General features: G+C 68.1%; 9 protein-coding genes. 4 read left to right on the top strand and 5 right to left on the bottom strand.

Annotated elements, in window-relative coordinates; translation table 11 throughout:
• The first annotated feature begins 161 nt into the window (after window positions 1–161).
• Entirely contained in the window at window positions 162–2,654 is a 2,493-nt protein-coding gene (locus ACLBYD_RS00130; protein WP_447814927.1) for a response regulator, read from the top strand.
• A 27-nt stretch (window positions 2,655–2,681) separates the two neighbouring features.
• Here the strand turns inward: ACLBYD_RS00130 and ACLBYD_RS00125 are convergent, their stop codons facing one another.
• Window positions 2,682–4,463 (bottom strand): AMP-dependent synthetase/ligase, encoded by a 1,782-nt coding sequence (locus tag ACLBYD_RS00125; protein WP_447814926.1) that lies wholly within the window; start codon window positions 4,461–4,463, stop codon window positions 2,682–2,684.
• A gap of 152 nt (window positions 4,464–4,615) precedes the next feature.
• Here ACLBYD_RS00125 and ACLBYD_RS00120 point away from each other — a divergent pair, with 152 nt between their 5' ends.
• Together ACLBYD_RS00120 and ACLBYD_RS00115 are read left to right on the top strand one after the other, a co-directional pair.
• Window positions 4,616–7,075 carry a molybdopterin oxidoreductase family protein gene (locus ACLBYD_RS00120; RefSeq protein WP_447814925.1) on the top strand — a complete coding sequence of 820 codons (2,460 nt, stop codon included), beginning with the start codon at window positions 4,616–4,618 and terminating at the stop codon, window positions 7,073–7,075.
• Window positions 7,072–7,560 carry a hypothetical protein gene (locus ACLBYD_RS00115; protein ID WP_447814924.1) on the top strand — a complete coding sequence of 163 codons (489 nt, stop codon included), beginning with the start codon at window positions 7,072–7,074 and terminating at the stop codon, window positions 7,558–7,560. Before ACLBYD_RS00120 ends, ACLBYD_RS00115 begins: the two co-directional genes overlap by 4 nt.
• A gap of 12 nt (window positions 7,561–7,572) precedes the next feature.
• Here the strand turns inward: ACLBYD_RS00115 and glfT1 are convergent, their stop codons facing one another.
• The 3 genes from glfT1 to ACLBYD_RS00100 all read right to left on the bottom strand — a co-directional run bounded on the left by glfT1 (window position 7,573) and on the right by ACLBYD_RS00100 (window position 9,969).
• Complete coding sequence (gene glfT1 / locus ACLBYD_RS00110; RefSeq protein WP_016692663.1) at window positions 7,573–8,463, bottom strand: galactofuranosyltransferase GlfT1; 891 nt, start codon at window positions 8,461–8,463, stop codon at window positions 7,573–7,575.
• Window positions 8,456–9,307, bottom strand: coding sequence for a galactan export ABC transporter ATP-binding subunit Wzt/RfbE (gene wzt / locus ACLBYD_RS00105; RefSeq protein WP_120283862.1), 852 nt, complete (start codon window positions 9,305–9,307; stop codon window positions 8,456–8,458). The genes glfT1 and wzt overlap by 8 nt, the downstream gene beginning before the upstream one ends.
• A gap of 77 nt (window positions 9,308–9,384) precedes the next feature.
• Window positions 9,385–9,969 (bottom strand): bacterial proteasome activator family protein, encoded by a 585-nt coding sequence (locus ACLBYD_RS00100; RefSeq protein ID WP_060652232.1) that lies wholly within the window; start codon window positions 9,967–9,969, stop codon window positions 9,385–9,387.
• A gap of 147 nt (window positions 9,970–10,116) precedes the next feature.
• Here ACLBYD_RS00100 and ACLBYD_RS00095 point away from each other — a divergent pair, with 147 nt between their 5' ends.
• Complete coding sequence (locus ACLBYD_RS00095; protein WP_120281104.1) at window positions 10,117–11,316, top strand: cysteine desulfurase-like protein; 1,200 nt, start codon at window positions 10,117–10,119, stop codon at window positions 11,314–11,316.
• On the opposite strand, the gene ACLBYD_RS00090 is transcribed toward ACLBYD_RS00095, so the two are convergent.
• Window positions 11,313–12,299: an NAD(P)H-quinone oxidoreductase gene (locus tag ACLBYD_RS00090; protein WP_447814923.1), complete on the bottom strand. Its 987-nt coding sequence runs from the start codon at window positions 12,297–12,299 to the stop codon at window positions 11,313–11,315. The genes ACLBYD_RS00095 and ACLBYD_RS00090 overlap by 4 nt on opposite strands.
• Between the last annotated feature and the right edge of the window lie 57 nt (window positions 12,300–12,356).

The following is a 12,356-nucleotide window of genomic DNA, read 5'->3' as shown; positions in this document are numbered from 1 at the left end:
CCGATCTGCTGCCGACACGCCGTTCTCTCCCTCCCCGACGAACCGCCACCACCGGCCCACCTGAGGAAAGGAGGTCGTATGTCCTCTTGTGGGGTCACGCCGCGCGATATCGGGGAGAATGACGGCGGGCGGGACGTACCGGAGATGGGAGTTGACGCGGCATGACGGCGACAGCCGAGTCGGGAGAGACGTGGTCGGCGGAACGCCTGTTCGCGGGACCGGGAGAAAGCCAGGAGCGCTTTCGGAAGACCGACTGGTCGGCCACACCCTTGGGTCCGGTGGAGTCGTGGCCTGCGGAATTGCGGATGGCGGTACGGACGGTGCTGCCGTCCGAGGTGCCGATGCTCCTGTGGTGGGGACCGCAGTTGGTGCAGCTCTTCAACGACGCGATCATCCCCGTCCTCGGCGACAAATATCCCGCGGCGGTCGCCCAGCCGGCACCCGAGTGCTGGCACGAGGTGTGGGACGAGGTCGGCGCCCGCGTCGAACGGGCGATGGCGGGGACGGCCACCTTCGCCGAGGAGGAACTACTGTTCATGCAGCGCCACGGCTACGAGGAGGAGACCTACTGGACCTTCTCCTACAGCCCCATCCGTGACGACTCCGGCGAGGTGGCCGGGGTGTTCGTCGCGACCACCGATGTCACCTCACGGGTGCTCGGTGAGCGGCGCCTGGAGGCCTTGAGCAGCCTCGGCACGGTGGCGATCACCGATTCGGGAATGTCGGTGATCGACACGTGCCGGAACGCGTTGGACGCGCTCGCTCCGAGCCATCAGGACATTCCCCTGGCCGCGCTCTTCCTCGACGGCCGCGTGCTGGATCCCGATGATCCTCGATCGAACTGGAAGCAGCTCGCGTCGATCGGGACGAAGCCCGGCTTCTCGGGTGCGCTGCTCGGTCCGGACGAGGACCGGTTGCTGTCGCAGGCCGCCGCGGCCTCCGCACCGATTGTCGTCTCGGGCGTCGCCGAGCGCTCCCCGGATCTTCTCGACCCGCAGCGTGCCCTCGGCGACCATCCGATCGACAGCATCCTCCTCGCGCCGTTGAAGGCCTCGGGTCACGACTTCCCGTTCGGTGTCCTTGCCGTCGGGCTGAGCCCGTACCGGGTGTTCGACGCCGCGTACTCGACCTTCGTCGACCTCGTGGTCACGAAGATCTCGGGGCTGCTGCGCGATGCGTCGGCGATGGATGCCGAGCGTCGGCGGGCCGATGCGTTCGCGGCACTGGACGCTGCCAAGACGCGGTTCCTCGAGTCGATCAGCCACGAGTTCCGCACGCCGCTCACGCTGCTCCTCGGCCCGTTGCAAAGTGTGCTCGACGAGGCCACGACGTTGACGGAGGCGCAGCGGCAATCGCTGGAAGCCTCGCAGCGCGCCGCAGTCCGGTTGCGGCGACTCGTCGACGCGTTGCTCGAAGCGACGCGTGCCGAGACCGACCCGTCGCGGAAGCCCCTGAGGCCGACCGATCCGGCGGCGCTCACGGCCGAATGTGTGGCCCTGTTCGCCGACGCGGCTCAGCGTGCGGGCCTGGACCTGCGCAGCCGGATCGCCGACGCGGCGGCCGAGCAGACCCGGCTCGATCCCCAGACGTGGGCTCATATCGTGCTGAACCTGCTCTCGAACGCGATCAAGTACACCCCCTCGGGATCGATCGATGTGGATCTGGACATCGAGGACGATCTGCTGGTCCTGAAGGTCGCCGACACCGGTCTCGGCATTCCGGAATCGGAACTCGGTCGCATCTTCGAACGGTTCCATCGCGTCGATAGCGTCGGGGGACGCAGTCAGGAGGGCATCGGGCTGGGTCTGTCCCTCGTCTCGGACTGGATCCACACGCTCGGCGGAAGTGTGACCGTGTCCAGTGAGCTCGGGCGCGGCAGCACCTTCACCGTGTCCGTTCCCCGCGTCCTCGACCCGACGTCGGAGTCGCCTGCGGGAACCGTCCCGGGGGATCTGAGCGCCATGTACATCGGCGAAGCGCAACAGTGGGACAGGGTCACTTTCGACGAGGACGAATCGTCCACGCAGGGAGAGGATGTGGAATCGTTGCCACGGATCCTCGTGATCGAGGACAACGCGGACATGCGTGACTATCTGACGCAGTTGTTGCGTCGCCAGAGCTGGCACGTGGATGCGGTGGGGGACAGCGATGCCGCACTCGAGCGGATCCGATCGCGACCGCCGCATCTCGTCCTCAGCGACATCATGCTCCCCGGTCGGGACGGGGTGGAGCTGCTCGGGGAGATCCGCCGCGACCCGGCGACCTCCCGTTTGCCGGTCATCCTCCTGACGGCACGGGCCGGCGCGGAGGCCACGATCGGTGGTCTGCGTACCGGCGCCGACGACTACATCACCAAACCGTTCCACCCCGATGAACTCGTCGCCCGCGTTCGCGTGAACCTCGAATTGTCGTGGCTGCGTGAGCAGATGCTCGCCGCGCGGGAACGTGAATCCGACCAGTTGAAGACGGCCCTGGAGACCCGGTCGACACTGAGCAAGGCCGTCGGATTGATGATGGCCACGTTCAAGTGCGATGCCGACGCGGCGTTCGACAAACTCGTCGCCTTCTCCCAGCACCGCAACGTCAAGGTGCGTGAGATCGCCGAGCAGATCGTCGGCGATTACACCGCCTCGCTCACCGATTCGTCGAAATAACTCGGGGATCAGCCGCCCTGTGACGGATCAGGCTCCCGCGTACAACTTGTCGATCTCCTCCGCGTATTTGGCATCGATGGGCTTGCGCTTGAGCTTCATCGTCGGGGTCAGCTCGTCGCCGGAGGGTTCCCAGATCGTCGGCAGCACCGTGTACTTCTTGATCTGCTCGACCCGCGACAGCTTGCTGTTCGCCTCCTCGACCGATTTCGCGATCGACTCGAGGACCACCGGGTGCCGGGAGAGCTCCTCGTGGGTGCCGCTGAGACCGTGCTGTTCGGCGAAGACGGCCAGGGCATCGGGATCGAGCGCGAGCAGTGCGACGTTGTAGGGGCGGTCGTTGCCGATGGCGACGGCGCCACCGAGCATCGGGCAAGCGGCACGCAGGGCGCCTTCGATGTTGGCGGGCGACATGTTCTTCCCCGCCGCGTTGACGATGATCTCCTTCTTCCGGTCGATCAACCGCACGTATCCGTCCGCGTCGATCTCACCGATGTCGCCGGTGTGCAACCAGCCGTCGGAATCGATTGCATCCGAAGTCTTCTCGGGGTCGTTGCGGTAGCCCTTCATCAACAGCGGACCCGAGACGAGCAGTTCGCCGTCCTCGGCGATCCTGAGCTGCGCACACGGCACGGCCTGCCCGACGGTGCCGATGCGGATGGCGCCCGGCCGGTTCATCGTGACCACGCACGAGGTCTCCGACATACCCCACACCTCGGAGCACGGAATGCCGAGGGCGAGAACGAACTCGAGGACCTCCGGCGAGATCGCGGCGGCACCGGTGACAGCGGCCCGGACCTGGTCGAGGCCGAGCTTGCCGCGGATCGCGGACAGCACCAGCCTGTCGGCCACCGCGTGCTGCACCTCGAGGGTGCGGGGGACCGGTTTGCCGTCGGACTGCAGCCGGGCGCGCTTGCGTCCGACGTCGATCGCCCACAACGCGAGTTTCTTCTTGATCGGGCTCGACTCCTCGGCGAGGGTCTTGTCGATCGCGGCCTTGAGCTTGTACCAGACCTGGGGGACGGCGCCGAAGAGCGTCGGCCGCAGGCTCGGTAGCACGGTGATGGCCTGCTTGAGGTCGTCGAGCGTGGTGATCTGCATGCCGCTGTACAGGCTCGAGTAGTGCGAGCCCCAGCGGTTGGCGATGTGCGCGTCGGGCAGATACGACAGGATCCGGTCGTCCGGGCCGGTGGGCAGATACGAGCTCGTCGCCTCGAGTTCGGCGAGCAGGTTGGCGTGGGTGAGTTCGACACCCTTCGGCGGCCCGGTGGTGCCGGAGGTGTAGATGAGGGTCAGCAGGTCGGGCGGTTGCACGGCCTTCCACGAGGCCTCGAAGTCGAAGGACGGATCGGCGGCGGCCTCGAGGCCGTCGAGGGAGATGGTGCCTTCCGGTTTGCCGTCGATGCACACGAGGTGCTCGACCTTCGTGTCGCCTAGCGCCTGCCGCAGAACGGGGACGAACTGTTCCTCGGCGATCATCACGCGGTTGCCGGCGTTGCCGAGCACGTACGAGATCTGTTCGGCGGTCAGCGAGTTGTAGATCGAGAACGGCACCGCGCCGAGGTGGATCGCGGCGGTGTCGAGAAGGTGGAATTCGGGCCGGTTGGTGAGCATGAGGCCGACGGTGTCCCCGCGGCTCACGCCGAGGCCGGCGAGTCCGGCGGCGAGGCGTTCGACGCGCTGCGCGTACTGACGCCAGGTGTAGGAGACGGAGTCGTCGGGGGTGCGCAGCGCGACCTTGTCGGGGTACGCCGCGGCGGTGGTCTGGAAGGCTTCGCAGAGGGTCGACGGTGAGGTGGCACGAGGGGTCATCACTGGCTCCCGAGGTCGAGTGTGGCGAAAGTGTAGGACGAAGTGCGTACGTCCGTGGTCGGATTTGCCGGATTGTTGCGCCGGAATCGAGACTGTCGTGCGGCAATGCAGGCAAGTGTTTGTTCCTGCTCGCCCCGGGTACCGCCGGGGACATGACCACCGTGGATCGCATCGCGGATCCGTGGGGTTCGCGCACACCCTACGGACCCGGGCAACGCTGGCCCACCCGCGTCGACACCTATCTCGCCGACGGACTGACCGAGGACGATGTCGACAGATGGGTGCAGTCGGCGACCATCCTGCATTCCAACGGCGACGGCCTCGACATCGCCGTCAAGGACGGACGCATGGTGGGGGTGCGCGGACGCGCCGTCGACCGGGTCAACCACGGGCGGCTCGACCCCAAGGACCTGTTCGGCTGGCAGGCGAACCACTCGGAGGACCGGCTCACCGTGCCGTTGATCCGCCGCGACGGCAAACTCGTCGAGACCGACTGGGACACCGCGATGGATGCCGTTGCCGGTCGCACGAAACAACTGCTCGACGAGCGCGGCCCCAGTTCGGTCGGCTTCTACACCACCGGGCAGCTGTTCCTGGAGGAGTACTACACCCTCGCGCTCATCGGTCACGGTGGCATCGGCACCAACCACATGGACGGCAACACGAGGCTGTGTACAGCGACGGCGGCGGCCGCCCTCAAACAGTCCTTCGGGTGCGACGGCCAGCCCGGCTCCTACACCGACATCGACCAGGCCGACGTCATCGCGCTCTACGGACACAACATGGCCGAGACGCAGACGGTGACATGGACGCGGATCCTCGATCGGCTCGCCGGACCGAATCCGCCGGCCGTGATCTGTGTGGATCCGCGGCGGACGCCGGTCGCGCGGGCCGCGACGGTGCACCTCGCCCCGCGCCCGGGCACCAACGTCGTCCTCATGAACGGGCTGTTGCACGAGATCCTGCGACGCGGGTGGATCGATGAGAAGTACATCGAGGACCACACCGTCGGATTCGACGAACTGCGCAGCCGGCTCGACGACTATCCCCTCGAGAAGGCCGCCGAGATCTGCGACGTCCCCATCGAGGATCTGCGGGAGGCCGCTCGACTGCTCGGCACGGCGGAGCGGCTGCTCTCGACGGTCCTGCAGGGCTTCTACCAGTCCCATCAGGCCACCACGGCTGCCGTGCAGGTGAACAACATCCATCTCGTGCGCGGCATGCTCGGCAGGCCCGGTTGCGGAGTCCTCCAGATGAACGGGCAGCCCACCGCGCAGAACACCCGCGAATGCGGCGCCGACGGCGACCTGCCGGCCTTCCGCAACTGGGCCAACGAATCGCACGTCGAGGACCTCGCCCGGGTGTGGAACATCGACCCGATGCGGATCCCGCACTACACCGCGCCCACCCACCTCATGCAGATGATGCGGTACGTCGAGGACGGCTCGATCCGCTTCCTCTACGTGAGCGGGACGAACCCGGCGGTGTCCCTGCCGGAACTGCGCCGGGTGCGCGAGATCCTCTCCCAGGACAGGCTTTTCCTCGTTGTGCAGGACATCTTCCTGTCGGAGACCGCGCAGCTCGCCGACGTCGTCCTGTCCGCTGCGACCTGGGGTGAGAAGACCGGGACGTTCACCAACACCGACCGGACCGTGCACCTGTCGGAGAAGGCCGTCGAACCACCCGGACAGGCCAGACCTGATCTCGACATCTTCGTCGACTACGCGCGCCGGATCGATCTGCGTGACAAGGACGGCGACCCGCTCGTGAAGTGGTCCACGCCCGAGGAGGCATTCGAGGCGTGGAAGGAGTGCACGGCCGGGCGGCCCTGCGACTACACGGGCATCACCTACGAGAAACTACGTGGCGGAAGCGGAATCCAGTGGCCGTGCAACGCCGACGCACCCGACGGGACCGAACGTCTCTACGAGGGCGGAAAGTTCTGGGCCGCACCGGACTACTGCGAGAACTACGGACGGGACATGGTCACCGGAGCGCCGGTCGAACCCACCGAGTACCGGGCGCTGAACCCCTTCGGCAAGGCGATCATCAAGGCGGGTGAGTATCTTCCCCCGCACGAGACGGTCTCCGACGAGTATCCCTATCTGCTCACCACCGGCCGCACGCTCTACCACTTCCACACCCGCACGAAGACCGGCCGCGCCCCGCAACTGCAACGCGCGGCACCGGAGGTGTGGGTGGAGATGTCGGCGGGCGACGCCGAGCGGCACGGCTGGTCGGAGGGCGACCTGCTGCGGATCGACACCCCGCGCGGGCACGTCACCGCGCGGTTGCGGATCAGCGGGATCCGGAACGGGGTGCTGTTCCTGCCGTTCCACTACGGCTACTGGGACACCCCGGCGGGCCACGAACCGGCGCTCGAGGGGCGCGCGGCCAACGAACTGACCTTCACCGACTGGGACCCGGCGTCGAAGCAACCCCTGTTCAAGTCGGGCGCCGCGCGCGTCGAACGGATCGCCGTCGCCGACGACGGGCCGTCCGCGGCACCGACCACCACCGCGTCGGCACCGGTCTCCGGCAGCGTGCCCGCCACCTCGGGTGGACCGGACGCCGAGATCACCGAGACGCTCGACGACGGAGGGCCGCGATGAACAAGGTCTCCCTGGCGATCCGCGAACTGCACCGCTCGGAGAACGACCTGGCGACCGAACTGCTGCGCACGGCGGACCGGCACAAGGTCGACCACGAGATCTTCTACGTGGCGCGTGACATCGCCGGCTGGTCGCAGCAGCACGTGCGCGAACTCGCCCGCGTCGGCCACGACTACGACCTCGACCTCGACGACGAGCCCCAGGGCGTCCACGAGGTGCTCGCGGAGGTGCGGCGGAAGGGAAGCGAGATGCTCGGACGCCGACACGCCCCGAGCGTCCTGTTGCTGCGGGACCTGCGCACCGTGCACCGCATGGCGGCGGGTGTCTCGCTCGACTGGGAGATCCTCGCCCAGACGGCGCAGGCCCTGAGCGACCGCGAACTGCTCGCCCTCTCCGAACGCTGCCATCCGCAGACCCTGCGCCAACTGCGCTGGGCGAACGCGAAACTCAAGGAGATCGCAGCGCAGACGGTCATCACCGACTGAGCGGCGGCCCCGTCAGGGTCGTTCGAATCTCTCCTCGCGCCCGAGTCTGCGCAGCCGGATCCACTCGCGCAGACCGGCCGGGTCGCGGCGCGTGATCAGGAAGTACCAGCCGAACCGCACCCATTCCTGGGGCAGCAACCGGCGCAGTCCCGGCTGCGACAGCAGGTAGCCGCGGTTGCGGTAGGTGAAGAACCGCTTGGTGTCGTTGTCCGGATACTGCGTGTGCATCCGGCCACCGAGGATCGGCTTGAACTCGTCGGCACCGTCCGGGTGCAGGTAGGCCGTCTGCAGGCAGGTGCCGAACGGCAGTCCCGACCGGACGAGACGGCGGTGCACCTCGACCTCGTCACCGCGGACGAACAGGCGCAGGTCGGGCACGCCCACCGCGTCGATCGCCGCGGCCGTGAAGAGCGCGCCGTTGAACAGCGAGGCGATACCGGGCAGCAGGTCCTCGTCGCCGAGTTCGTGCCGCCACCGCCGCCACACCACACCGCGGCGCAGCGGGAAGGCGAGGCGGTCGGGTTGCGCGATGTCGCACACGACCGGCGACACCTCGGCCAGGCCGTTGCGCTGCGCGCAGTCGAGCAGTGTCGCAAGCACGTCCGGTCCCTCGGGGCGGCCGTCGTCGTCGGCGAGCCACACCCGGTCGGCTCCCAGCGACAGCGCGTACAGGATGCCGAGGGCGAAGCCGCCCGCGCCGCCGAGATTGTGCTTCGAACCGAGATAGCTCGTGGGCAGGTCCACCGCGTCGACGAGCTCGCGCACCGCGTCCTCGTCGCCGTTGTCGACCACCACGAGATGGTCGAGCGGACGGGACTGCGAGGCAAGAACTTTCAGCGAGTCCGCCAGCAGTTCGCGCCGGCGGTGCGTGACGACGACGCCGATGATCCGTTCGTCAGCCACCGTTCGAACCCGTCGAGGCCGCGGTGTCGTGGGCGGACTTCGCGATCCGCTCACGCTCGAGCTCGTGGAGGATCGTGCGCACGTGATCGCCGGCCTCGTCGCCCTCGTAGGCGCGCACCACGTGCTCGATGTCGCCCTGCTCACGGATCTGACCGTGGTCGATCCACATCGCCTGGTCGCACAGCTGGGCGAGGAACTCGTTCGAGTGGCTGGCGAACACGAGGATGCCCGAGCGCGCGACGAGATCCTGCAGACGCACGCGTGCCTTCTTCATGAACTCCGCGTCGACCGCGCCGATGCCCTCGTCGAGCAGCAGGATCTCGGGATCGATGCTGGTGACCACGCCGAGCGCGACACGCACCCGCATACCGGTCGAGTAGGTGCGCAGCGGCATGTTGAGGTAGTCGCCGAGCTCGGTGAAGTCCGCGATCTCGTCGACCTTGGCCAGCATCTGCTTGCGGCTCATCCCGAGGAACATGCCGCGGATGATGATGTTCTCGTAGCCGGATATCTCCGGGTCCATGCCGACGCCGAGGTCGAACACCGGCGCGACGCGACCCTTCACCCGAGCGTGGCCGCGCGTGGGCTCGTAGATCCCGGAGAGCAGACGCAGCAGCGTGGACTTGCCGGCACCGTTGTGGCCGACGAGGCCGACGCGGTCGCCTTCCTTCAACGACATCGTGATGTCGCGCAGAGCCTCGACGACCACGACGTCGGAGTTGTTGCGGCCGATCGCTCCGCCCGCCTTACCCAGGAAGGCCTTCTTCAAGGAGCGGGTCTTGGCGTCGAAGATGGGAAAGTCGACGCACGCGCCGCGCGTTTCGATGCTGACCCGACTCACGATGCTGCTCCAGACGCTGACACGGGACCCGAGCGTACCCGTCGCGCCGATACCCGAGTCCCGGGGCGTACCCGGCGGGACTACAGGTACTGGCCGGTTCCGGGGTGGGTCTGACCGGGAAGCGATTGATCGTTCTGACCGCGACCGCCCTGCGCGACGCCGGGAGGAAGCGCTCCCTGACGCATCTGCTCGAGCTGGGCACGAGCCGCCATCTGCTGAGCGAACAGGGCCGTCTGGATGCCGTGGAACAGACCTTCGAGCCAACCGACGAGCTGGGCCTGCGCGATGCGCAGCTCGGCGTCGGAGGGCACCGCGTCCTCACCGAAGGGCAGCGCGAGCCGCTCGAGTTCCTCCCGCAGATCGGGGGCGAGGCCCTGACCGAGTTCGCGGATGGACGACAGGTGGATGTCCTTGAGCCGGGTGCGGCTGGCGTCGTCGAGCGGCGCGGCCTTCACCTCTTCGAGGAGCTGTTTGATCATGGTGCCGATCCGCATGACCTTCGCCGGCTGCTCGACCATGTCGGCCAGGGATTCGCCGCCGTTCTCGGTCTTCTCCTCCTCCGGCCGGCCGTCGGCCTCCACGCGGGCCGCCTCCTCGCGGGAGACACGGATGGGCCGGCCGTCGGGGCCGATCACGAGAACCTGGTCGTTGTCCGGATGCGTCATGGCTCCATTCTCCCTTTCCCACCCCGGGGGTGCCCGGTTGCCCGAAGGTCCCGGAGTGCCGGGTACCCCGATCGAGCCTACCGAGAAGGCAACGCCGGATGCAGGCACGGCGCGTCCCGATTGACATCGGGACCTAGAGTGTCTGCCATGGCTTACGACGTTGCCCGGATCCGGGGGTTGATCCCCTCGCTCGGGGACGGGTGGATCCATCTCGATCCACGGGCCGGTATGCAGATCCCCGATGTGGTGTCGCGCACCGTGTCCACCGCCTTCCGCAACTCGGCCGCGTCAGCGACCGGACGGCACCTGTCGTCGCGTCGCAGCGCCGCGATCCTCCAGGAGGCGCGCGTCGCGGTCGCGGAACTCGTGGGTGCCGACCCGGACGGGGTCGTCCTGGGCCCGAGCCACGCGGTGTTGCTCGCCTGGCTCGCCGAAGCACTCAGTTCCCGCCTCGGGCTCGGCACCGGCATGGTCCTGTCACGGCTCGACGACGAGGCGAACATCGCTCCCTGGTTGCGGGTCGCGAGCCGCTACGGCGCGCAGGTGCGCTGGGCCGAGGTCGAAATCGAGACGTGCGAGCTGCCCACCTGGCAGTACGAGGAACTCATCACGCCCACCACCCGGCTCGTCGCGCTCACCGCGGCGTCGTCCATCGTCGGCACGGCGCCCGACGTGCGGGTCGTCGCGGATCTCGTCCACGAGGTCGGTGGGCTCATGGTCGTCGACGCCGCCGGCGCCGCCCCTTACGCCCACGTCGACATCGACGATCTCGGCGCCGACGTCCTCACCGTCGACATCGCCGCGTGGGGCGGACCGCAGATCGGTGCGCTGGTCTTCTCCGACCCCTCGCATCTCGAACGGGTCCCGGCGATGTCGCTGAACCCGCACGCGCGCGGCGCCGAACGTCTCGAGGTGGGCGGTCACCAGTTCGGTCTGCTCGCCGGTATCCCCGCGTCCATCGACTTCATGGCCTCACTGGACGACGACGCCACCGGTTCGCGCCGCGAGCGTCTCGACATCTCGATCAGCTCGATGCAGAACTACCAGGACGTGCTGTTCGACCGTCTGATGCGACAGCTCGACAGTCTCACCGGCGTGATCGTGCTCGGCCGCGCGTCGAGCCGCGTCCCCACCCTCAGCTTCACCGTCGACGGGGTCCCGGCCGAGAAGGTCGCCGCGCATCTCGCCGACCGCCGCATCGCGACGGTGGCGAGCACCCGCGGATCGAGCCGGCTCCTCGACTCCCTCGGCGTCAGCGACGAAGGGGGAGCGGTGAGCATCGGCCTCGCTCCCTACACCACGAGCTTCGAGGTCGATCAGCTCGTCCGCGAGCTCCGCAACCTCTAGTTCCGCTCGATCCGCAGCACGACCTTCCCGACGGTCTCGGGGCTGTCGAGCAGTTCGTGTGCCTGTGCTGCCTCGGTGATCGGCAGCTCGGCGTGCACGACGGGATGGACCTTCGCCTCCTCGATGAGCGGCCACAGATTGGCGCGCACGGAGTCGATGATCTCGCTCTTGCCCGACGGACCCGAGTCCGGACGGCCGCGCAGACCGGTCGCGATGACGTGACCGCGCTTGGCGAGCAGCTTGCCGAGGTGCAGTTCACCCTTGGTGCCGCCCTGCATGCCGATGACGACGAGCCGTCCGTCCGGAGCGAGGACGTCGATGTTCCGGGACAGGTACTTCGCACCCATGTTGTCGAGCACCACGTCGGCGCCACCGAAGGCATTGCGCACCTCGGAGACGAAGTCCTGTTCGCGGTAGTCGATCGCCAGGTCGGCACCGAGTTCGCGGCAGCGGTCCAGCTTGCCGGCCGAGGCCGTCACCGCCACCTTCGCGCCGAGCGCCTTGCCCACCTGGATGGCGTGCGTGCCGATGCCGCCACCGCCACCGTGGACGAGCAGGACGTCGCCGCGCTTCAGGCCGGCCGTCATCACGACGTTCGACCACACCGTGCACGTGATCTCGGGAAGCGACGCGGCGACCGCGATGTCGATGCCCTTCGGGACGGGCAGCAACTGGGACGCGGGCACCGCGACCTTCTCGGCGTAACCGCCGCCGGTGAGCAGGGCGCAGACCTTGTCGCCGATGTTCCAGCCCGTCACCCCCTCGCCGAGTTCGGAGATCACTCCGGAGCATTCGAGGCCCAGGATGTCGCTCGCCCCCGGGGGCGGCGGATAGAGGCCGCGCCGTTGCAGCAGGTCGGCGCGGTTGACCGCGGTCGCCGCGACATCGAGAAGTACGTGCCCGGGAGGCAGGTCCGGGTCGGGCTGCTCGGTCCACCGGAGAACTTCTGGACCACCGGGTTCGGTGGCGACGATTGCATACATGTGTTCGACGCTATCGCGTGCGGCGCAGTGAGGGGACGGTCACTCCGCTCACGGCGC

The organism is Rhodococcus sp. C26F (genome assembly GCF_053345925.1).
This window is presented reverse-complemented; position numbering and strand designations above follow the sequence as displayed.